Below are 21,402 nucleotides of genomic sequence, written 5' to 3'. Positions count from 1 at the left end.
CATGGCTGCTGCGAAGTCGAAGTCGGAACCGACTCGGATCCTCGTCCTCGGTGGTGGGTACGTCGGGCTCTACACGGCGTACGGCCTCCAGAAGATGCTCCGGGCCAACGAGGCCTCCGTGACCGTCGTTGACCCGCAGCCCCACATGACCTACGCGCCGTTCCTGCCGGAGGCCGCGGCCGGCGCGATCGAGCCGCGGCACGTGGTCGTGCCGCTGCGGCGGGTGCTCAAGCGCTGCCACGTGCTGACCGCGCGCGTCACCAAGATCGAGAACGACAAGAAGTCGGTCACGGTCGAGGCGGCCGACGGCCACATCGAGCAGCTCGGCTACGACGTCCTGGTCGTCGCCCTCGGTGCCGTCGCGCGCATCCTGCCGATCCCGGGCCTGGTCGAGGAGGGCATCGCCTTCAAGACCATCGGCGAGGCGATCTACCTGCGCAACCACATCATGACCAAGCTCGACGAGGCCGCCAGCACGCTCGACCCCGAGCTGCGCAAGCGGCTGCTGACGTTCACCGTCGTCGGCGGCGGGTTCGCCGGCATCGAGGCGCTGGCCGAGCTCGAGGACATGACCCGGTTCGCGGTGGAGAACTACTACCCGAACATCAAGACCTCCGACATCCGCTGGGTGCTCGTCGAGGCGGCCGGCCGGATCCTGCCCGAGGTCCGCGAGACCCTGGGTGTCTACACGGTCGAGCAGCTGGAGAAGCGCGGCATCGAGGTCTACCTGTCGACCGCGGCGAAGTCGTTCGAAAACGGCCACGTCGTGCTCTCGGACGGCACCGAGTTCGACACCGACACGATCATCTGGACCGCCGGTGTCAAGGCCAACCCGGTCGTGGGCCAGTCGGACCTGCCGGTCGACAAGCGCGGCCGGCTCGAGGCGACCGCGGCGATGCAGGTCGTGGGTCACCCGGACGTGTGGACCGCGGGCGACAACGCGGCCATCCCGGACCTCTCGCGCACCGAAGAGGACCCGTCGGCGACCTGCCCGCCGAACGCGCAGCACGCCGTCCGCCAGGCCCGCCTGCTGGCGAAGAACATCATCAAGGTCCTGCGCGGCGGCAAGCCGAAGGACTACTTCCACAAGAACCTCGGCGCGGTGGCGAGCCTCGGCCTGCACAAGGGCGTGGCCGACGCGCTGAACCTGAAGATCAAGGGCTTCCCGGCCTGGCTGTTCCACCGCGCGTACCACCTCAAGGCGATGCCGACCTGGAACCGCCGCATCCGGATCCTGTTCGACTGGATCCTGGGCGGGCTGTTCCGGCGCGAGGTCATCTCGCTCGGCCAGATCAACAACCCGAAGGACGAGTTCGCGCGCGTCTCGAAGTCCTGACGCTCTTCCGTCCGAAAGCCCCCGGCCCCGCGGCCGGGGGCTTTCGGCGTTTTCGGGGCTATTGCGGGAAATGACCGGCTGGTTGCCGGTGAGCGGGATGGTCTGGACAACTGGCCCGGTGGGCGGGTAAACCCTTTCTTCACAACGCGGAATAAGTCCGCTCCCGCTCCGCCCCTCGCCTCCCCTGGAGCCCCCATGTCCTTTTCCCGTACCAAAGCCGCCCTCACGGCGGCGGCGCTGAGCGTCGCGGTCGTCGGCGTTCCGCAGGCCGCCGCGGCCGGCGGCGCGTTCCCGGCCCACTACGCGGCGCCCTACCTGCAGATCAGCGACGCCGACGCCGGCGACATGGCCGCCGACCTCAACGCCACCGGCACGAAGTTCTTCACGCTGGCGTTCCTGACCCCGCAGTCCGGCTGCACCCCGGTGTGGGAGGCGAACGGCACCGGCGTCGGCTCGTTCAAGACCCAGATCAGCGCGCTGCAGGCGGCGGGCGGCAACGTCATCCCGTCGTTCGGCGGCGCGGAAGGCGGCGAACTGGCCCAGACCTGCACGAACACCGCCAGCCTGACCGCCGCGTACGCGAACGTGGTCAACACCTACGGCACGCCCCGCCTGGACTTCGACATCGAAGGCGGCGTCCTCGGCGACACGGCGTCGAATCAGCGCCGCAACTCGGCACTGGCCGCGCTGCAGCAGCAGAACCCGGCCGTCCAGGTCGACTACACGCTGGCGGTCGACCCGTCGGGCATCCCGTCGAACGAGCTCGACCTGCTGCGCGACGCGAAGAACAAGGGCGTCAAGGTCAGCGTGGTCAACCTGATGGTGATGGACTTCTACGACGGCCGGCCGGTCCTGTCCGACGCGCTGTCGGCGGCGCGCGCTTCGGCGTCGCAGCTGGCGAGCCTGTACGGCATTTCGACGTCGGCCGCGTACGCGATGATGGGCCTGACGCCGATCGCGGGCCGCAACGACGACGGCGCCCAGTTCAGCCAGTCCGACGCCCAGCAGCTGGAGACGTTCGCGGCCCAGAACGGCGTCGCGGAGCTGTCGTTCTGGGAGGTCCAGGACTACGACCGGGCCACCGGCTACGCGTACTCGCGCATCTTCAACGCGATCACGGGCGGCGGCACGACCCCGCCCCCGGCGGGCGGCGGCACGATCACCGGCTACGGCGGCAAGTGCGTCGACGTGGCCGGGGCGTCGGCGGCGAACGGCACGACGATCGACCTGTACACCTGCAACGCGACGGCCGCCCAGCAGTGGACGTCGACGTCGGGCACGCTGCGGGCGCTGGGCAAGTGCCTGGACGTGGCCGGGGCGGGCACGGCGAACGGGACGAAGGTCCAGCTCTACGACTGCAACGGCACCGGCGCCCAGCAGTGGAGCCGGTCGGGCAACCAGCTGGTCAACCCGGCCTCGGGCAAGTGCCTGGACGCCACCGGCCCGAGCTCGGCCGACGGCACCCCGCTGCAGATCTGGACCTGCACCGGCGCGGCGAACCAGTCCTGGACCCTGAACTGACGGACCGCGGGTGGCCTCCGAGTACGGCGGCCACCCGCTTTTTCACGCCCGGGGCCGGAGCATGGCCGGGTGGAGCGTGGTCGCGGGACCGCGGCGGTAGACCGTCGCCGGCCGCCCGGGCTGCTTCGGCTCGCGTTTCCCGGCCGGCACCAGGAACCCGGCCACGCTCGTGATCTTGCGGTGGAAGTTCCGCGGGTCGAGCCGCTGCCCCCAGACGATCTCGTACACCTCGCGCAGCTCCGACATGGTGAACTCCGGCGGGCAGAACGCGGCCGCGAGCGTGGTGTACTCGAGTTTGGCGCGGGCGCGTTCGACCGCGTCCCCGATGATCTTCTTGTGGTCGAAGGCGAGCCGCGCGCGCGGCTTCAGCACCTTTTCGACCGGCATGAGTTTCGCTTCACGCGCGTCCCCACCGGCCACGGGCTCGGGCAGCCGGGGTGAAAAGGCGACGTAGCAGACCGTGATCACGCGCCGGCGCGGGTCGCGGTCCGGCGTCCCGTACGTGCGCAGCTGCTCCAGGTGTAACGCGGCCGCGTCCAAGCCCGTCTCTTCACGTAGTTCGCGTGCCGCCGCGTCGTCGAGGCTTTCCGAAGCCGACGCGAGGAAGCCACCCGGCAAGGCCGGCATGCCTTCGTAGGGCGGGATTCCACGGTTCACCACCATGATCTGCAGCGAGCCGTCGTGCACGGTCAGCACGGCCAGGTCCACCGCGACCGCGACCTCGGGGATCGTCCACCCGCCGGGCTCAGGCATGGTCGACGGCGCGGCCGGTCGCGCTCGGTGGAGTGTCCATAGTGCACAGTGTACTCGCGGGTCAATATACGTCTTATTGACGAGAATACGCCGATGGGGCTACCTTGCACGGTGCATTCGGCATCCTGCGCCGCGCGCGTCACGCCGCGGGAGCCGTCGATCGAGGGCGCCGCAAGGCGGACAGAGGGAGATCGTCATGGCGGAACGGCACGACGGGGCGGTGGTCGCGTGCTCGCGATCCTGACCGCGATGGAAGTGGAACGGGCCGCGGTGCGCGCCCGGATGAGCGGGGTGCGGCGGCACCAGCACCGCGCGGGCACGGTGTTCGAGGTCGGCGAGCTGTCCGGCCACGAGGTGGCGCTGGGCATGGTCGGCAAGGGCAACGCCGGTGCCGCGGCGGTCGCGGAACGCGCGGTCGCCGAGTTCTCGCCGTCCGCGATGCTGTTCGCGGGCGTGGCCGGCGGGCTGCGGGACTGGCTCCGGCTCGGCGACGTCGTCGTCGCCCGGAAGGTGCACGCGTTCCACAGCGGCTACAGCGACGACATGGGGTTCCGGAACCGGCCGCAGGCGTGGGAACCGTCCCACCGCCTGCTGGAACTCGCGCGGGCGTTGGCCCGGGAAGGCACCTGGGCCGGCCCCGGCAACCGGCCGGAGGTCCACTTCGAGCCGATCGCGGCGGGCGAGGTGGTGGTCGACGGGCTGACGTCCGACATCGCGCGTCACCTGTACGACAACTACAACGACGCGGTGGCGGTCGAAATGGAGAGCGCCGGGTTCGCCCTGACCAGCCACCTCAACGACGTCCCGGCGCTGACCGTCCGCGGGATCAGCGACCGCGCCGACGGCGCCAAGGACGCGGCCGACGGGGCCGACTGGCAGGCCGTCGCCGCCGGCAACGCGGCCGACTTCGTCCGGGCGCTGGCCGCCGGGCTCGACGTCCCGGACCGCGGCCGTCCGGCGGAGCCCGCCGGCGTGCCGGTGCTGCACAACACCAACGTGGCCAACGGCAACGCCCGCGTCGGCCAGCAGATCGGCGCGGTCCACGGGGACCTGAACGTGGCCGCGCGGACCCGGGGAGAGCGCGCGTGACCGAGTTCCACAACACGAACCACGCGGCCGACGAAGCGCACGTCGAGCAGCAGATCGGCGCGATCTACGGCGGGACGTTCCACCGCAACGAAACGACGTACAACATCAACCCGTCCGACCCGCCGGAGCGGCGGTTCGAGGTTGCGCGCGAACGCCTCAAGGGCGGGATGCCCCGGCTCGCCGAATCCCTGTTCCAGGAACTGGTGGAGCAGGGCCGCGACTCGACGATGCTCGCGTACTACTACGCGTTGTCGATCCTCAGCGACCGCTCGCTCAGCGAGGTCACCGACGACATCCACACGCGGTTCTGGGCGGCGGGCCAGATGGCCCGGCGGTTCGGCCACGACGACTGGCGTGGCGCGATCGACGTGGTGGGGCAGCTCATGTCCTGCGTGTGGCGCCAGGAAATGGGCGACGTCCCGGACACGGCCGACCTCGAGAAGGCGACGGCGAGCTTCCACCAGCTGCACCCGGACCGCCAGGCCGAGATCCGCAGCCACCTGGCGCTGATCCTCGGCGGCGCGCTGCAGGACACCCTGGACGCGGAGGACGCGCACCGCATCCGGACGGAACGGCTGGAGCACGACCGGGTCGGCCGGGCGTGGAAGTTCTTCGAGCCGGACCCCGCGCGCCCGCGGTTCTTCGTGCCCGCGCGCACGGCGATCCCGACGGACGAGTGGGTGAAGGCGGCCTTCGCGGGCGTCGGCGTGCTGCTGGGGGTTTTCGCGTTCCTGAACGGGTTCTCGACCGGCCGGCCGGTGGTCGGCATCCTCGCGCTGCTCGTCCTGGTGGCCGGCTTCGCCCTCGCGATCTGGGCGGGTCGCGAGCAGGAACTCGGCACGATGCGGTTGACCGCCCGCGACCGCGAGCACGGGATCCCGCTGCAGTTCCAGCCGGCGGCGTCGCCGGGCCACTGGGTGCGGACCGACTTCGTCGAGCAGATCCACAAACTGGTCGAGCTGCGTTTCTGGGCGGCGGGCCCGAAGCCGCAGGGCAGCTGGGTGAACGACACGCGCGGCATCTGCGAGTACTACAAGTGGCGTTTCGTGGCGCTCTACGGCAACGCCCAGGTCGAAGCGGGCGCGGTGAACTGGCTGATCCGCTGGCACGCCCGCCGCGTGGCGGCGCGGTGGCGCAACGGAACGTTGTTCGCCTACCGCGACGAGGTCCGCCCGGCCCCGTCGGTGCTGCTGGCGCACAGGACCGGAATCGCGGTCGCGGTGGCGGGCGCCCTGGTCATGCTGGGCGGCGGTGGCGGTTTCACCGGCGCGGCGTTCTTCCTGGGTATCGCGGGATATTTCGCGATGAAGCAGGGTCTGCGCATTTTGGTGGCCCAGCAGTTCCACGCGGAGGAGAGCGAGCGCGGCCAGCGTCTGCTGCGGGAGGAGGAGCAGGCGTTCGCGGACTGGACGCAGGTGCTGTCCGACCGCCCGGACGACGCGGAGATGGCCCGCTGGCTGGACCTGGACAAGGCGTACCTGAAGACGGAGGCGTTGCGCCGCTGCGCGTTGACGAACCGCGACCTGGTGGCGCACGTGACGTTGACGGAGGGAGCGGCCAACGCCCGCCGGGCCCGCGTCTTGGGTGGCCCGATGCGCTATTCGCGGTACGTGATCCTGGTGTTCCTCCTGACCCGCAGCGGAGTCCGCGAGATCGAGGTGGACCTGGACTTCCTGAAGGCGAACGTCCACGACGAGCGCCGCACATCGTTCCGTTACGACGCATTGGCAGCAGCCCGCGTATCCGAGGTCGGCGTCCGGTACGCGGCGGGCTGGCGCTACGAAATCATCAACGGGGACAGTCAGGTACTGATGCAATCGCAGTCCCTGCGCAAGAGAGCGTTCCGCTTGACGTTGGTGAGCGGCGAGAAGATTTCGGTGGTGGCCGAGGGATTCGAGGGCCTGACGGACGAGAACCTCGAGAACGAGGCGATGTTGCAGCGAATGGCCATGGAGTCCTCGGGCATCGCGGGAGCGCTGCACGTACTGGAGGCAGTGTCAGCGGAGGGCCGCGACTGGATCACACGGGAGCAGGAGCGCCGCCGCCGCCGATCTGAAGACTGGCGACGTCGCAACCAGGGACCGAGCATGCTGGATAGCGAGGGTTACCGGACAGGAGCGGCCCCGATCACCTAGAGTGTGCGGTGCCCCCGTAGCCCAACCGGCAGAGGCAGTCGACTTAAAATCGATTCAGTGCGGGTTCGAGTCCCGTCGGGGGCACCACGCAGACCATCATCACCTGAACGGCCCCGACTGACCGGCACGCTGGTCATCGAGGGCACGTACGACCTCTCGTCGAAGCGCGGGAGGCCGTGATGGGCACCTCGTCCGGCGTGAGCAGGTTCGTCACGACGATGATGAGCATCGTCATCGGCCTTACTTTCTTGTTTGGCTTCGGGAACGTCTTGGCGCTCGCCCTGCGGATCGGCGTTCCTGCGTACGTCGCCCCGCTGGTTGCACCGGCCGTCGACCTGACCGTGATCGGTTTGCTGGCGGGTACCAGGCACCTGGCAATGCAGGGTGCTCCGGACCAAGTACTGCGGCCAGCTCGGCGCCTTCTGCTGGCGGCCAGCATGGTTACGCTCGCCTTGAACGTCGCTGATCCGGTTTGCGCGGGTGAGTGGGGCAAGGCCGCCTTCGACGCAGTCGGTCCTCTGCTTCTCATCGGCTGGGCCGAAGTCGGCCCAGTCTTGCTCGGAGGCCTGCAGGCCGCGAATGCCGAGCCGGAATCACCTGCGGAACCCGTAGGCGAGTTGATCGGTGCGAGCGTGAACCTGGTGGAGCATTCGCGCCACGACAGCAGCCGGCGAGACGTCATGGGGGCGGAGCCTTGTCGGGAAAGGCTATAGATGAGCTGGACCGCGCTCGGGTGCTCAACCTAGAGCACTGGACGTTGCACGGACGCCCGATCTCCGCGGAAACGCTACGTCGCGAGCTGCGAATCGGGGCAGCGAAATCGCGCGCCCTCTGCGCGGCTGTGCGTCAAGAAGTTCGAGTGCCCTGAGGATGCTCAGGGTAGTCGCAAGCCTGCCGGTGTAGTCATCTGTGCTGAGGGGTCAGACGTCAATGGAATTTTTCAAGTAGGTTTTCTGAGGTGGTGCGGCGTGGTACTCTCCTGAGGTAAGGAGGTGGCCCGTGGCTGCGACCAGAGCGAATCCGATGATGCTGACGCTCGCCCGGGACTCTCGCGAGCTGACCCAGTCGGACGTTGCCAGGGAAATGAGCGAGCGGCGAGGTGACGGTCCGAAGATCACGCAAGGCTACGTCTCGAAGGCTGAGGCCGGGGCGACTTCGGTCAGTGGTGAGCGGCTGGAACTTTTCGCCGCCGTCTTGGGCTACCCCGTCGAGTTGCTGGCATTGCCGGGGAACGTCTTCGGGTTCGGGACGACGTGTGTGCACCACCGCAAGCGTCAGTCCCTGTCGGCTGCTGCCGGTCGGCGCGTGCACGCATACCTCAACCTCGCGCGGATCCAGACCCGCCATCTCCTGCACGGCACCGGTGTTCAGCCGGCGAACGCGTTCTTCCGCGTCCCGGTGTCCGTTATCGACACCGCGCGCGACGCCGCGGCCGAGGTACGCAAGCGTTGGCAGATGCCACCGGGGCCAGTGGAGTCGATGGTTGACCTGTTGGAGCAAGCAGGCGGCATCGTAATTCAACGCCGGACGCCTTCGGCTGCGTGGGACGCCGTCAGCCAGTGGCCTGACGATGAGGCACCAGTCTTCCTCCTGAATGCCGCCACACCGCCGGACCGGCAGAGATTCACGCTGGCACACGAGCTGGGACACATTGTCTGCCACCCGGTTGCCGGGCCGAATCAAGAGAAGGAAGCTGACGAGTTCGCTGCCGAATTCCTGATGCCGGCCGCGCAAATCGTCGCGGATCTGAAGAGCGACTTGGACATCGCCATGCTCGGCGCGCTGAAGCAACGGTGGAAGGTGTCCATGGCAGCGCTCGTCCGGCGTGCCCACGACCTGGGCGTGATCACGGACTGGCGCTACCGAACCCTCAATGTCGAGCTCTCCAGCCTCGGCTACCGGACGGACGAACCCGGTGTACTGCCGACGGAGCACCCGCGGCTGCCGCTCAAGGCGGCACGCGAGTGGATCACCCGACAGCAGGATGGCCTTGATGACCTGGCCGCTCGCACTCTGTTAACAACTGCCGAATTCACCGAGGTGTTCGGGCTCGCCGGGCAGTCCGGTCCTGAGCTCGCCTCGACTCTCGAAGGGGGCACGCGTGGCTGACGACGACCGTGCCGGATCGCATGAAGGCGGCGCGCTCAACGCCGCCATCAAGGACGCCGAACGGCTCCGGCCACCTGGCCGCGTCGGCGTGCTCTTCGATCGCCTGCTGACCGCCGCGGGTACCCGCGAACTGCAGCCGGTCCTGGGGGCCGTCGACCCGACGTGGGGTGGGGTATGGGTCAGTGGCGACAACGCGGCATTGAAGATCGCCGGGTACCGCGATGCGGGCTTCGGCGAGCTGGTTCTCGTGCCGGATCCGGAGGCGTACTGCAAGCGTTGTGCTACGCCGGAAGTGCCGTTCGACTTGCCCGACACGCTTGACGGCGGCTTGGAAGCTGTCCTGGACGACCAGCTGGATCGCGGGGCATCGGTCGCCGCCACGCCCTCGCTTTACGTCGCCGCTGGCGATTCGGCCAGCCTCAAGGCCCAGGTGCGCCGAGTGTCTGAGCTAGAACGCGACGACACGGTGTTCGTCGTCGCGGCAGCGGTCGCGTGGCTCAACAAGACCTTCATTGACCAGTTCAGCGCGTTGCTGCAGGCTGCGAAGACGCCGATCGGGCTGCGGCTGGGCGGCCAGTTCGACCCACTGGCCAAAGTCAAGGAGGCGCCCGAGAACCTCCGTCGCCTCGAGCGCGAAGTCCCCCACCTCATGCGACTGGGGACCGACCTTTCGGCTGTCGACGGGCTTTGCCACAACGCCTTCGCCGGCGCGATCGGCTTGACCTCGACGCGCCGGCACCTCGTCCCACCCGGGGAAATACCGAAGTCGGCGCCCAGCGACGGACCACCGCCGCCGAGCGTGCTCGTCGGCGAGTTGTTGAGCTTCATTCGGACGACGTCGCTCGCCGAAAAGTTCGCGAACTCGGCGCCGCCGTCGTGCTCCTGCTCGATCTGCCACGGACAGAAGCTGACCCGGCTGCTTCACCCGACTGAGGACAAGCTCGAAGCCCGCTCGCACAACATCGCGGTCTGGAGCGCTCTCATGCGCACCCTGCAGCGGGAGCTCCCTCGACGCGCCGATCGAGGGGAGTGGTGGAAGAAGCGGTGCCAGGTCGCGGTGGACCACCACACGCTGTTCAACGACCAGCTGCGCAACCCCAAGGCGTTCAAGTCTCAAGCTGTCCTGACGCGCTGGGCGACACTGCCCGCTTAGTTCGAGCCGGAGAGGTGCAGGGCGTACACGCGCTCGGCGAACGCCCAGCGGGCCGCTGAATGCTGCTGGACGAAGAAGGCGTCGGGTTCCAGGATCCAGTTCCCGTCGTCACCTTCGAGGACTACTCCCACTCCGCTGTAGGACGCCTCGAGCACCTGTTCATGAGTAGGGCTCGACGTGCAGACCAGGACCCGTTCGGCGAACTGGCTGAACTCGAGAACGCGGTGCAACGCTGCCGTCCACGAACGTCGGACAGCTACGGTGATCCGCTCGATCCGCACTGGGTGCCGGGCGAGCCTGCGTAACCTGTCCTCGCTCTGAGACACCGCTGACTCTGGTAGTCGGGCGACGATGCGCTGGACGCGCCCGGACACCGACTCCCGGGAGATGTCCGCTTCCTCCGGCAGTTCCAACATGGCGTCCAGAGCTGCGAGATCATCCAGGCTGCCGAGTTCAGCCAGCTGTCGTCGCTCGTGTTCGCGACGGTCGAGGAGGTAGTGCGCGACGGCCCCAACGCCGCGACCAGGCAGGTGTCGAGCGTAGATCTCCTCGCCGAGGCCGACCTGACGGGTGGAGCTGACCGCGACGTCCACGTTCTGCTCCCTCGCGTTGCTGGTCCTCGATGGTCTACCGCACCATCACCGGTCTCACCAGGCCGTGTATTTGACTGGCGCAGCCTATCAACTATCTTGAAAGTTGATACTAGACACCCGGGAGCGTTCGTGGAGACCGACGAGCTGGGGCGGCTCCTCTTCGGGAGACCCTGCCGGCTCAAGCTCGCGCTCTGGATCCTCGACCACCCGCAACGCCGGTTCTACCAGTCCGAGCCTCCGAGCGAAGTCATCGCCCAGAGCGCGGTCGGCGTCGAGCTGCGTCGGCTGGCATCGCTCGGCATGCTCACGGAGTCAAGAGGCAAGGAACGACGCCGGGTCTACTACGACCGCACCGACAGCAGCCTTTGGTCGATCATCGAGGCGGCCAGGCGATCTCTCGGACGATAAGCAGGTCTCAATCCGTGGTCCGCCGACTATGGCGCGTCCCATCAGGACAAGCCGGCTCACCGGGGTGCGCACGGTCACGGTGCTGGTCAGGGGACAATGCACGGGTGAGCGCTCGACTGGCTGAGGCCGATTACCAGCTCGTGTGGCCGCGGGCCCTGTTCAAATCCGAGGCTGCCAAACTGCTCAACCAACGCGATCTGAACGACTGGAATGATCGCTGCGCGTTGCTTCTGGACGATGCCTTCGTGCGAGGCATCAGAGGTGGGCGTGTGGAGGAGTTCGCTGAGATCGGCGAACTCCCGTATGCCGGTCCTCGAGATGGCCGGGATGCGCCCCGTTCGGCCATGACCTTCAAGCAACAGTTCCTCCGCGATCTCATGGTCAACGCGGACCGCTTGAACGAGGATCCGCCGCCTCGTCGTCCGTACTGGAGTGAGCGGAAGACGGGTCTGCGCTCCGCTCGAGCCCTGACCCGGGACGAGACTATCCGTGAATTCGTCGACCTGGTCCATGAGCTCGAGATGCTGGGCTATTTCGAGAAGCGTTTCGGAAAATATTGCATCGATGATCCGTATGGGGACAGGCCAGCGCGGTGGGTCGAGCGTGAGCTAGGGGTCGCCGACCTGTGGCCCCTACGTACGGATCGCCTGGTGCAGGAACACGATCTCTTCTTCGATGTTGTTGAGTTGTTGCACGACACGGCTGCGCGGCCGCTGCGGCACTGGCTTCACAGCCACGGGGAATGCGGCTGGCACAATGAGCTCTTCGAGATCGAACCGGGGCGCCTCGCTTACCGTTGGCGGGTGAACAAAATCCTCGACAGGAGCGAGTTCGGTTATCGATTGGCCGAAGAGGGTGCCGATGTGGGCCGCCTTGTCTTGGCGACCGACGACGCCCGCTCGACGCTGGTTCGCAAGCTGATCACGCGAGATGGCGGAGGACCGGCCGACCAGGTCCGCCACGCGATCGAGTTGTTCCGCGCCCGCGGGGCGGACCGCAACCAGAAGCGCTCGGCGGTGGTGGCCTTGCCCTCGTCCTCGAGGAGCGTCGGCACAACGTGTTGGTGTCTGCCCTTGTCAAGAAAGACAGTGGTGCGCTCTTCGAGATCGCCAATGGCTTCCACGTTCGTCACCAGGATGCAAAGCAGAGGCGAGACTACGACGAGTTCTACCTCGACTGGATCTTCTGGATCTACTTGGCTACAGTCGAACTGACGAACCGAGTGATCGACGGGCAAGGAACCTGACTACTTGACCGGAATTCGGGCGGCCGCCCCCAGGACGTGCTCGCAGTCGTCGAGCCCCCGGAGGAGTTTGCCGGCGCAGGTGCTCTACCAGAGCGTCTGGACGACCTTCCTGGCTGCGAGCTTTAGCATGAGCTGGTGGAGATGCGATCAGCCTGGCTGAAGTGGGCGCGTGCCGTCGAGCACCAGCGATTACTCGCTCGCCGTACCCGCGAATTCCTAGCCGACGGTTCGTACGAGTACGTCCGTTGGGACAACCTGACCGACAGTACAGACCCGTTGGTGCGGATGCAGTGGCGGGTGAGGACGAAGAAGCAGTTCTCCGAGTCCTGGAGCGTCCTGCTCGGCGACATCTTGACCAACCTGCGAGCCGCGTTAGACCACGCGATGTGGACGGCCGTGGTGATGCACTCCGGCCGGCCGGACAAGCCGAACCAGGTGCAGTTCCCCATCACGACCAAGGCAAGCAGCTTTGCCGAGTCGAGGCGCAAGTTCAGCGCGCTGGTACCGTCGGAGTTCTGGGGGATGATCGAAGCGCTGCAGCCATTTCACGGTGGCGACCGAGCACACACCTCGCCACTGGAGGTCCTTCGCTGGCTGTCCAACCTGGACAAGCATCGCGCCGTCCACATCGTCGGCCGCATCTACTTCGACCTCGCGCCGGTGGCCATCCGCTCCGAGACGCCAGTCAAGATCGTCGAGGAGCGACGCCACGAGGGGCCGATCGACGGCGACAACAAGGCCGTGCTCTTTCTTAAGTTCGAGCGTCCCCGGGGGGACGCGCCGATCGACGTGGTTCCGACGTTCGCTTTCTCACCCTCGATCCAGATCAGCGAGGACCCGGTCGAGTACCGGACACTCGCCAGCGCGATGGAGGTGATGACCGACGGTGTCTTGAAGGTGCTGACCTACTGCACCAGCTCGCTGGGCTTGCCGATGCCCGACATCGATTCTCTCGAGCTGGGAGAGGAGCACGATCTGGTGGCAGCCGAACTGGCAGGTGACGTGCACACGTTCCGGGATTTCGATGGCACGGTCCATCGGTTCACCGATCCGGCTTCGCGGGGCGAAGAAGTCAAGTCCCGCTAGCGAGCCTTCGGTTCGCGGTTCATGAGGTGGTGCATCGTTCCTTGCCGGTTTACAGGTCGGCTGCGCGGGGTCCCGGCGGTCCGCCTACGACCCCAACTGCTACGCCGACACCATGGCCCGGGCGACGACGCAGGCGGTACTCGGCCTCGGCAGCCGAGGACTGGCTCAGCTGACCTCGGCAGGCTCGTTACTCACCGAGCCGACGCTCACCCGCCCATGAACAACGCGGGGCCGGCGCACTGTCCGGTCCCCGGTGCTCGCGCGCGGCGGAACTCCGGCGGCTGCCTCTCGGTGAACGCCGCCATGCGTCAGCTTTACGGCCGTCACCGAGGTTGTTCAATGGCGGTCGCCTTGGTGGGTGTCGTGAGTGAGTCACCTCCGTGTGGAACTGCTGTGCTGGTCGCCAATGCTCGTTGGATCAAGCTGGTAGTCTTGCCTGCCAATTGAGTAGTAACTACGTCTTGGCAATCATTGAAATCAAATTAACGTGCTGCGTAAATCTCCTCTTGAAGTATCGTGAACGCCGCGTTAATCTGGGCGCGGATGACGTTCCATGCTTCGATAGGCTCACGCACCGGGAACGGCAGGCCCAGGTGGTCATGCGCCTGGAGAAGTTGGGTGTTCGGCTTAGGGTACTGGCCCGAGTTGCGAATCACTCGCACTGCCTCCATAGCAGCGATCGCACCCTCGATCCGACCCTTATCGGCGTTCGGGAGCTCCTGTGTCAAGTAGTCCAAAAGGCGCCCTGTTGGATGGATCGTCTTTTTGCCCGGTACATCAAGCTCGCTCAGTATTTCGCCAAGCGCGCTGAGTCCAGCCTGGAGATCGCCGTGGCTTGCAGCGTCAAGCGCGAAGCGTGCAGTGCGGTCAACCGCTGGTTTCTTGATCAGCTTCCGCTTGAGCACCAACTCGCAGGTAACATCGAGGCTGGTAATCGCTCGCGACAGTGTGAGCGGGTTTATGTAATTTGTGGTCGCTGTCGGCTGCTGCGGCACGGTGAGCGCCGAGATGGCGTCGATATACTCCTCTATGGAGTAGAAGTTCGCGTCCGTTAGTACACCAAGCTCGCCTGTGATTTGGCCTGGTTCGGAGTTCGGCGTGACTCGGAACCATGGCGACTCGTGTTCGACTATCGCCGCTACGCTCGGAATGAATTCGAGATCAAAGTTTTGGCTTTTGAACACTTCGTCGATAGTCACAGGTGCTTCCACTACGCCAAAGGGGTTTTGCTCAGCAAGCACCTCGCTGCGCGTGGACAGGGTGCGCAGATAGGTCAGTACGATGTTGATAATTGGCTTGGCTTCATCGTCGAGGTGGTAGAGGCCGGCCATGGTGAGGCACACGGGGCTCTCAGGGAGAGGGTGCGCGCCGCCACGCCACTCCGTCCAAACGGCGCCGTAGCGGCCTCGGTATCCGTTGATGCCAATCGACGGGAACGACTCGAGCACCTGGAAAGCATCCATTCCCAACTTCCTCATACGGATTTCGACGTAGCGGAACACGGGGAACTGCCGATGCTTGGCAAATAACGGCCACACGATGCTCAGCAACGCTCGCTGTGCGTCGTCCGGTGGCTCCGTCAGGTCGATCATCGCAGTAATCCTCTCCGGGGCTTGAGCAAAGCTGACCAGGATACCTTGTCTGTCAAGTGTCCTGGGCGCTTGACCTGTCGCACGAAGCAAGGTTCAGTTCTTCTTGGGTCGTGTCTCCAAGTGGTTCTTGTCGTGGTCCTGCTGGACGACCAGCTTTGCGTTTATCGGTAGAGTTGGCCTCTGTGCTCTAGGTGAAACGAGGTGTCATGAAGTCCGGTCAGTCGGAGCCAGCCAATGTGCATGCACCATGGAGTTGGCTTGAGAAGGTCTACATGGACCATGAGTCCGCATATTTGGGAAGCACGGAGTACCTTTTGTACTCTGACTCTTATTTTACAGGAGGTCCGCAATTTGCAAGCCCGCCATTCACATTTGTCAATTGTATTGCCGATACGCGCGATGGGAACGTTGGGCCAGGAATCGCGCTTCAGCATGAGCATTACATGCCGGATCAAGAGGTTCTTCATGCGAAGAAGACTGTGACGTCGTCGTGGCTGAATTTGACGCCAGATGATGAAATTGCATGCCTTATCTCGCTGGTTACGGGTACGCGTGTTCGTTCAGGGGGTCCAGTCCGAAAGTTCGCGGTAGGTGGACCGACTAGAGGGATTCCGGAGTTTCATTCCCACCGTGTTCCTGTTTGGAACCCTCCGGAGCGACCTCTTTGTCCGATACCAAAGCAAGTTTCGCTTGAACCGGTTGCCGAATGGGTGAGTCGATACTATAAACTGGATGCCGAAGATTCGGTAACTCTGATTCGGTCTGCGCACCAATTCCGTGATGCGCTATGGATAGCTGATGCTGATCCCGAGTTGGCGTGGCTACTGTTGGTCAGTAGTCTGGAAACTGCAGCCAGTCGGCATGCTCAGGCGGACATCTCCCCGGCGGAACTCTTAGGGCAGGAATCCCCGGAGCTTGCAAGCAAGTTGTCACCTTACGGTGAGCGCCACGTAGAAGAAGTCGCCCAAATTCTGACGCCGATCATGAAAGCCACTAAGCGATTCAAGCTATTCGTTGAAGAATATGCGCCTGAACCCCCGGAGGGTAGGCCTGACAAGTATGCACAGGTTGAATGGTCCAGAGTTGTCAAACTATCGATGAAGGTGTACGGTTTTCGGTCAGAAAAGCTTCATGCAGGAATACCCTTTCCTGCTCCACTGTGTCGCCGCTTGTTGTTTCACGAGCCGCCATATGAAGAGCGTCCTTTTGGTATCTCGGCCGCTGTTGGTAATAACACATGGCAAAGTGATGACCTGCCCATGCATCTACATATTTTTAGTTACATTGCTCGAGGCTGCCTCAAGAACTGGTGGACTTCGCGCATAAAATAGCAGCAATTGTCATCCTTATCTCTTTGCTGCCATTGCTTATGTGAACTGTGTTCAGGATCCTTCTCCGGAATCGTTCGTCATGCGCTGCATCACCTCGGCAAAACTAGGTGCCCCAGGCTTCAGTAGGCCGAGCTGGTCCTGTTGGAAGTATCGGGCGAACACGATGCTGTGCGGTCCCGGGAACACCATCGTCTTCGAGCTGAAAGGCCGAAATCCAGCGGGGAAAGTAGATTCCAGGAGACCATCGCTGTCGCGAAGGGTGGTCGTGACGATCTCTGGCAACGCTTCAGGGGCGAGCGGTGTCGCGGCCCAGGGGTTGAGGAACAGTGTCAGCCCTTCGGCAAAGTCTTCTTGCTCACCAGGGCGTTCGCCGACGAAATAGGCGAACTCGCTGGGCGACGCTGAGTTCGGTGTGTAGTCGAAGCAGGTGCCGAAACGTACGAGCGCGGTCTCGTCGTTGCCGAGTCCTTGCTCGATGCCGATGCGATTGAACTTCGCGATCGTGTGGGAGTTGCTGAACAACACACCGGCGAGGTGAGCGGCTTCAGGTTGCTTGAACAGTCCGCTGGGAAGTGGCTTGGGCTTCGCCGACCAGCGGTGCTCCGTCAGTTCCTGCTGCGCGATGGTGAGGTTGCCGGCCTCGTCGTGGCTGAAAGACTGGTCCAGGCCATAGAGATAGCGGGCGAGGAGGGCATCGGGGTGGAGCTGTGCGTGGTCGTTGTGGAAAGCGCCGACAGCGATCACAAAAGGAATTCCTTCGACATGGGGCAATTCCCAATAGGCTCGATCCTGGGCGTCGCGGTGGGTCAGTTTGCGACGGAGGGCCTTGCCGAGCTGGAAGACGAACTCCTGGTCGGCTGCCTCCAGGTCGTCCGGCAGCAAGCTCGGCGTTGGCGGAGCGCCAGGCTGCGATTCTTGGGAAGGATTGGTGGTGGTCAATTCGATGGCGACGGGGTGGTCGCTTCGGATGACAAAGTCGGGCGCGGGGGCGGTGCGGTCGAGCGGAAGATCCTGTTCTTCGATGTAGGCGAAGAGCGCCAGTTCGAATAGTCGTGGTGAGAACCCGGTCGTCTGGAACTCCCGGACGAAGCTGCCATCGACGTCGACGAAGTTCTCGAAGATGCGGTTCATCAGCTCTCGAGCGGCTCCGTGGCGGGGGCCACTGGAGGCGTGCGTGAACAGGCGGTCGAGCTTGCCTGCCGGTACTACAGGGACAAACAGGTCGCGAGACTTCTTGGCCATGATCCCGCTCCTCGTGACGGACGAAGGCTCCGTTGACGTTCAACTGGCTGGCAGCTGATGGTCGGCTTGGTCGGCAATTCAAGCTCATTGCCTTCCTGATGGCCACAGGACCGATCACGACGAGTCGTGCTGGGTCGCTCGGTCAAGCACGCGGCAGAGGGGCTGGATGCATCGCTTCGCGCAGGAACAGGCGCGACGGAGGCCCTGGCGGTCCTGCGCAGCTTCATGTCCGCATGCTACGAGATCCCGTCGATGCGACAAGCGCCTCTTCTGTTGTGCGATCTGGGAGCAGGGCAAATGCCCCTGGCTTGCTCGACAGCGGGCCGGGTGTCCAACGAGTCCACAGCTGGCAGCGCCCGGGCGTTACCTCGCAACTCTTTGGCTGCAGCGGTGGTGAGCGTGACTGGCGACCGGGATCGGGCTGCACCGCGCGGCCGGCTACGCACGCTGGGCGTCCGCGAGCGCATCGCCCAGCGGACGGCGTCTGGCACGACACCGTCTTTCTGGAGCGTCGCAGCCCAGTCGGCTAATAGGGACGAGTGGCCCGGCCCGCGGAAACGACGTTCGAGCAGGCTGTCACTCGACTGGGTGTCCTGTCGGCGGTGTATCCACGCCGGATGAAGCGAATGCACTGTTCACGGCTGCGTCGTGGCGTCCGCCGGTCTCCTGATCCACGAACAATGCCGACCCAGGAGCAGACACACGCGAAGTGGCGCCAGATCGCCACGTTGGCCGAGATTCTGGCCGAGCGCTCGGGCACCAGCAATGGATTCGCTGTCGCCCAGGGCAGCCCGCTCGCGGGTGATGATGTCCACTGCCAGCCGTATCACGCATCCCACGCTGTGCGGACGAGTATCACCGCGGCGGTCGACCACCTGCATGCCTTGTGCGCGTTGGTGGTGGAATCCGGGTACCTCCACCTGGCTGCTCCGGCGACCTTGGCGCGCGGGGTCCTCGAGTGCGCCTCGACCGCGATCTGGATTGCGAGCCCGACCACCAGGGATGAGCGCGTTGAACGCGCCCTGCGGTGGAACATCGCCGATGTCAAGGACGGCGACCGCGCTGCTACGGGGGCGGGCTTGGCCGTTCCGACGCCTCTTCAGGACCGGAAGGACAAGATCGAGGCGGTCGCCAACAGGCGAGCCTTGTCGTTCAAGCGGATAAGCGGCGGCTACACGAGCTCGGAAGCGGTTGCCGCCGCGGAGGACTTCCTGAAGCCTCCACTCGGTGTCGTTCTGCCTTGGCGGCTCGCGTCGGGTTTCGCGCACGGGCGGCGATGGGCGATGCTCGCCTTCTCGGACACCATGCAGAAGCAGGCGAGCGCCGAGCCTGGCGTAGTGAACGTCAAGATGGAGAATGACCACACCAAGGTGTTGTTCCTGGGACTGGCGGGCGCTCAGGTTCTGAAGGGGGCGGTGCGGCTGTTTGAGCAGCGCGGGACGGCGCCGTGAATCGCAATCCCTGCTTGAGCCAACAAACCTTGCCGCGAACGTTGGTGACGTTGTGGTCGCGTCCACCCGATCGTGTGGTTGACCCTGGAGTGTGGTCCGAAGTTACCTCCGGTGCATGACCGACTACCGCATCTCGGAGCTGGCCGCGATGGTGGGACTTCCGCCGACGACGTTGCGTTTCTACGACCGGCTCGGGTTGCTGCCGGCCCCCCGGTCACCGGGCGGGTTCCGGCTGTACGACGACGCGATCGGCCGGGTGCGGGTGATCTCGGCGGGCAAGTACCTGGGCCTGCCGCCGCAGGAGATCTATGATCTGCTGACCGCGCTGGAAGGCGGCCTGTGTGCGGAGGTCCGCGACCGGTTGCGGCCGCCGCTGGCCGCGCGGCTCGAGGAGGCGCGGCGGCAACTGGCCGCCCTGGCGACCGTCACACCGTGCCTGGCCGACGACCCGCAGCACGCCCCCGACCGCGGCGCCGTCGCATGCGCCGGTGTGCCCGCGACCGTCGAGCCCGTGCTCGACGCCGCCCCGGTACCGGCGGAGTCGTCCTGTGCGCACGTCCCGATCGCCTGCTTCCTGACGTCCGGGGACGCCGCGGCACGAGTGGCCGATTGGCGTCGCCTGCTGGCCCGGGCGCGTGAGCGCTGCGACGTGGAGTGCGGGCCAGCAAGCAACGACGCCCCAGGCCTGCAGGTTCTTCGGATAGTCGACGGCTTCGAGCGGTAGGCACGCGGCCGCCGATAATCTGGCTCCGTGATCTCCCGCTACTACCTCAAGTGTCCCGGCTGCGAGGAAATGTTCGTCGCGCGGCTCGGAGTTGAGCCGACCCGCGGGACGCGCTTCTATTTCCCGTGCCCGCTGTGCCGGCTGCCGATTCGAGGGTCGATGTCAGGCTCCGAGCTCTCGAACCACCGGATCGCCATCGACTGCGAGGTTCTGAGCGGCCGTGACCCCGAGCCGGACGGAGTTTCGGTGGTGACCATCAACTCCTTCGTGCCGTCGCTCTACGAAGCGGACTCGTTCTCTCCCGCAGGGGCTTTCCCCACGATGACTCTCATGGGGATCCTCGGTAGTGACGTCTTCCTTGCGTTCGAGTCGGAGCGGCACCAGGCCCTCGAAGCTGGCCAGGCCATGTGGCCCCAGGTCCGGATGCTGTTCCAGTACTACCTCCAAGGCAATGCCGAGATGTTCACTCGCATCGCCAAGAAGCATTTCGGGCTTGAGTGGGATCCAGCTACGAGCCACCAGCGGACCAGCGTGGCGTACCAGGTACTGGGTACAGCCACAACGACGATCACAGGCAGCACAGGGGCGTGCTACGAGAAGGTGATCGGCCGCTTCTCGCGGAAGCACACCGCGGCGATGAAGCGGCACACGGACCACCTAAGGGCCTTCCGGCGTCGGGGTCAGGCGTCTGCAGCGCTGGAGCGAGATCTGTTCACTGAGCTTAACCGTTTCGTGGAGCAGCAAGAGTCGTGGGAGATGGGCCTACTCGGCAGGTTCGTCGGTGCGGAGGAGAAAGCGGCCTTTGATGAGCTGGTGCTCTTCCGCGACGAGTTCTCGACGGTGAGGGACCTCTACCAGCACGGATTCGAGCTCGCTTGTAAGTGCCTGTGGCCGTTGGTGGCAGCTCAGAACACCGTGATGCGCGGCAGCCCCGATGACTTCGGGGACGTCCACCCCGAGAGTGTGCCCGCGAACAAGCGCCCCAGAAGCCTCGAGAAATTCGACAAGCTGTCCAGTGCGTACAAGATCGCTTACGTGGCACAGGTTCCGGGATGGGAGCCGTTCGCGGTACTGCTCGATAACCGCCGGCGCAACACGATCGGGCACGCCACGGCGCACCACGATCTTCAGACGGGCCGCGTGGTCAGCGACGAGGACCCCTCCGGGATGACGTACCTCGAGTTCCTCGGCGAGACTCTCGGCGTCTTCGAGGCGCTCTCGACGCTCGCCCAGGTCTTAAGAGCAAGTCGCGTCGCTTCATCGCCGGATTTCGGCCTGTCGGAGTAACAGAGTCTGAGAGAGCGCCTTGGAGGTCTCTCCGCCGCCATCAAGATCAAATTCAGTTCAGGCATCTTCCTCTCCGTCGACCGCCTCTGCCAGCCGGCGCTCGACGCGCTGAGCGGCCCGGACGCAGACCGGTGCATCGTCCACGCCCTGTCCTGGGCGATCGCCTCGGCGCTGCACCGCGTACCGGCGCCGCCGAGCACCGCGCCGCCGGTGCTGCTGGCCTGCGACGTCCTCCCAGTAGCGGGCGGGGCCACGTCGTTGGTCGGGTTGGAGCAAGGGTTGCAAAAGTGGCATTGCTCCGATCTTCCAGTGCTTTCTGGGCTACACTCCGTGAATCGGCTGCGTC

Annotated in this window: 18 protein-coding genes and 1 tRNA gene; 15 read left to right on the top strand and 4 right to left on the bottom strand. The window is 65.4% G+C overall.

The annotated features are described in order from the left end of the window. Nucleotide 1: 1 nt before the first annotated feature. Nucleotides 2-1,336 (top strand): NAD(P)/FAD-dependent oxidoreductase, encoded by a 1,335-nt coding sequence (locus ABZW17_RS11490; RefSeq protein ID WP_354812206.1) that lies wholly within the window; start codon nt 2-4, stop codon nt 1,334-1,336. 195 nt (nt 1,337-1,531) lie between these two features. Continuing rightward, on the top strand, nt 1,532-2,857 hold the full coding sequence (locus ABZW17_RS11485; RefSeq protein ID WP_354812204.1) for a ricin-type beta-trefoil lectin domain protein: 1,326 nt from the start codon (nt 1,532-1,534) through the stop codon (nt 2,855-2,857). 42 nt (nt 2,858-2,899) lie between these two features. On the opposite strand, the gene ABZW17_RS11480 is transcribed toward ABZW17_RS11485, so the two are convergent. Further along, a complete protein-coding gene (locus tag ABZW17_RS11480; RefSeq protein WP_354812202.1) occupies nt 2,900-3,610 on the bottom strand; it encodes an NUDIX domain-containing protein in 711 nt (236 codons plus the stop codon). 228 nt (nt 3,611-3,838) lie between these two features. On the opposite strand from ABZW17_RS11480, the gene ABZW17_RS11475 reads away from it, so the two are divergent. The 6 genes from ABZW17_RS11475 to ABZW17_RS11450 all read left to right on the top strand — a co-directional run bounded on the left by ABZW17_RS11475 (nt 3,839) and on the right by ABZW17_RS11450 (nt 10,096). After that, nucleotides 3,839-4,699 carry a 5'-methylthioadenosine/S-adenosylhomocysteine nucleosidase gene (locus tag ABZW17_RS11475; RefSeq protein WP_354812201.1) on the top strand — a complete coding sequence of 287 codons (861 nt, stop codon included), beginning with the start codon at nt 3,839-3,841 and terminating at the stop codon, nt 4,697-4,699. Next, nucleotides 4,696-6,834, top strand: coding sequence for a hypothetical protein (locus tag ABZW17_RS11470; protein ID WP_354812199.1), 2,139 nt, complete (start codon nt 4,696-4,698; stop codon nt 6,832-6,834). The genes ABZW17_RS11475 and ABZW17_RS11470 overlap by 4 nt, the downstream gene beginning before the upstream one ends. A 10-nt stretch (nt 6,835-6,844) precedes the next feature. Next, nucleotides 6,845-6,921: transfer RNA gene (locus ABZW17_RS11465), tRNA-Leu, on the top strand. A gap of 92 nt (nt 6,922-7,013) precedes the next feature. Beyond that, nucleotides 7,014-7,547 (top strand): hypothetical protein, encoded by a 534-nt coding sequence (locus tag ABZW17_RS11460; RefSeq protein WP_354812197.1) that lies wholly within the window; start codon nt 7,014-7,016, stop codon nt 7,545-7,547. 286 nt (nt 7,548-7,833) lie between these two features. Further along, entirely contained in the window at nt 7,834-8,943 is a 1,110-nt protein-coding gene (locus ABZW17_RS11455) for an ImmA/IrrE family metallo-endopeptidase (protein WP_354812195.1), read from the top strand. Continuing rightward, the gene (locus ABZW17_RS11450; protein ID WP_354812193.1) at nt 8,936-10,096 is read left to right on the top strand and encodes a hypothetical protein; all 1,161 of its coding nucleotides are present in this window, start codon (nt 8,936-8,938) and stop codon (nt 10,094-10,096) included. Before ABZW17_RS11455 ends, ABZW17_RS11450 begins: the two co-directional genes overlap by 8 nt. Here ABZW17_RS11450 and ABZW17_RS11445 read toward each other — a convergent pair. Next, nucleotides 10,093-10,689 carry a hypothetical protein gene (locus tag ABZW17_RS11445; RefSeq protein WP_354812191.1) on the bottom strand — a complete coding sequence of 199 codons (597 nt, stop codon included), beginning with the start codon at nt 10,687-10,689 and terminating at the stop codon, nt 10,093-10,095. The genes ABZW17_RS11450 and ABZW17_RS11445 overlap by 4 nt on opposite strands. Before the next feature lie 129 nt (nt 10,690-10,818). Between ABZW17_RS11445 and ABZW17_RS11440 the strand changes: the two genes are divergently transcribed. From ABZW17_RS11440 to ABZW17_RS11430, 3 genes are all read left to right on the top strand, one after another. Next, complete coding sequence (locus ABZW17_RS11440; protein WP_354812189.1) at nt 10,819-11,097, top strand: hypothetical protein; 279 nt, start codon at nt 10,819-10,821, stop codon at nt 11,095-11,097. A 104-nt stretch (nt 11,098-11,201) separates the two neighbouring features. Further along, nucleotides 11,202-12,311, top strand: coding sequence for a hypothetical protein (locus ABZW17_RS11435; protein ID WP_354812187.1), 1,110 nt, complete (start codon nt 11,202-11,204; stop codon nt 12,309-12,311). A 173-nt stretch (nt 12,312-12,484) separates the two neighbouring features. Further along, nucleotides 12,485-13,429, top strand: a complete 945-nt coding sequence (locus ABZW17_RS11430) for a hypothetical protein (protein WP_354812513.1) — start codon at nt 12,485-12,487, stop codon at nt 13,427-13,429. 482 nt (nt 13,430-13,911) lie between these two features. Here the strand turns inward: ABZW17_RS11430 and ABZW17_RS11425 are convergent, their stop codons facing one another. Continuing rightward, a complete protein-coding gene (locus tag ABZW17_RS11425; RefSeq protein ID WP_354812185.1) occupies nt 13,912-15,021 on the bottom strand; it encodes a hypothetical protein in 1,110 nt (369 codons plus the stop codon). Nucleotides 15,022-15,293: 272 nt separating this feature from the next. On the opposite strand from ABZW17_RS11425, the gene ABZW17_RS11420 reads away from it, so the two are divergent. Then, nucleotides 15,294-16,352, top strand: a complete 1,059-nt coding sequence (locus ABZW17_RS11420) for a hypothetical protein (protein WP_354812183.1) — start codon at nt 15,294-15,296, stop codon at nt 16,350-16,352. Nucleotides 16,353-16,403: 51 nt separating this feature from the next. On the opposite strand, the gene ABZW17_RS11415 is transcribed toward ABZW17_RS11420, so the two are convergent. Continuing rightward, on the bottom strand, nt 16,404-17,594 hold the full coding sequence (locus tag ABZW17_RS11415; RefSeq protein ID WP_354812181.1) for a hypothetical protein: 1,191 nt from the start codon (nt 17,592-17,594) through the stop codon (nt 16,404-16,406). Nucleotides 17,595-18,274: 680 nt separating this feature from the next. On the opposite strand from ABZW17_RS11415, the gene ABZW17_RS11410 reads away from it, so the two are divergent. The 3 genes from ABZW17_RS11410 to ABZW17_RS11400 all read left to right on the top strand — a co-directional run bounded on the left by ABZW17_RS11410 (nt 18,275) and on the right by ABZW17_RS11400 (nt 21,056). Then, nucleotides 18,275-19,045, top strand: a complete 771-nt coding sequence (locus ABZW17_RS11410) for a hypothetical protein (RefSeq protein ID WP_354812179.1) — start codon at nt 18,275-18,277, stop codon at nt 19,043-19,045. Between the two features lie 115 nt (nt 19,046-19,160). Next, nucleotides 19,161-19,769, top strand: a complete 609-nt coding sequence (locus ABZW17_RS11405; RefSeq protein ID WP_354812177.1) for a MerR family DNA-binding transcriptional regulator — start codon at nt 19,161-19,163, stop codon at nt 19,767-19,769. 27 nt (nt 19,770-19,796) lie between these two features. After that, complete coding sequence (locus tag ABZW17_RS11400) at nt 19,797-21,056, top strand: hypothetical protein (RefSeq protein WP_354812175.1); 1,260 nt, start codon at nt 19,797-19,799, stop codon at nt 21,054-21,056. Nucleotides 21,057-21,402: the final 346 nt, after the last annotated feature.

It is taken from the genome of Amycolatopsis sp. NPDC004625, from assembly GCF_040609695.1.
Lineage (GTDB): Bacteria > Actinomycetota > Actinomycetes > Mycobacteriales > Pseudonocardiaceae > Amycolatopsis.
The sequence above is the reverse complement of the archived record's forward strand: the minus strand, read 5'-3'. Positions and strand labels throughout refer to the sequence as shown.

Bases quoted from the DNA above. Each gene is read 5' to 3' on its own strand.
- ABZW17_RS11490 (WP_354812206.1), top strand. From the start codon at position 2: ATGGCTGCTGCGAAGTCGAAGTCGGAACCGACTCGGATCCTCGTCCTC.
- ABZW17_RS11485 (WP_354812204.1), top strand. From the start codon at position 1,532: ATGTCCTTTTCCCGTACCAAAGCCGCCCTCACGGCGGCGGCGCTGAGC.
- ABZW17_RS11480 (WP_354812202.1), bottom strand. From the start codon at position 3,610: ATGCCTGAGCCCGGCGGGTGGACGATCCCCGAGGTCGCGGTCGCGGTG.
- ABZW17_RS11460 (WP_354812197.1), top strand. From the start codon at position 7,014: ATGGGCACCTCGTCCGGCGTGAGCAGGTTCGTCACGACGATGATGAGC.
- ABZW17_RS11430 (WP_354812513.1), top strand. From the start codon at position 12,485: ATGCGATCAGCCTGGCTGAAGTGGGCGCGTGCCGTCGAGCACCAGCGA.
- ABZW17_RS11425 (WP_354812185.1), bottom strand. From the start codon at position 15,021: ATGATCGACCTGACGGAGCCACCGGACGACGCACAGCGAGCGTTGCTG.
- ABZW17_RS11420 (WP_354812183.1), top strand. From the start codon at position 15,294: ATGGACCATGAGTCCGCATATTTGGGAAGCACGGAGTACCTTTTGTAC.
- ABZW17_RS11415 (WP_354812181.1), bottom strand. From the start codon at position 17,594: ATGGCCAAGAAGTCTCGCGACCTGTTTGTCCCTGTAGTACCGGCAGGC.
- ABZW17_RS11410 (WP_354812179.1), top strand. From the start codon at position 18,275: ATGCCGACCCAGGAGCAGACACACGCGAAGTGGCGCCAGATCGCCACG.
- ABZW17_RS11405 (WP_354812177.1), top strand. From the start codon at position 19,161: ATGACCGACTACCGCATCTCGGAGCTGGCCGCGATGGTGGGACTTCCG.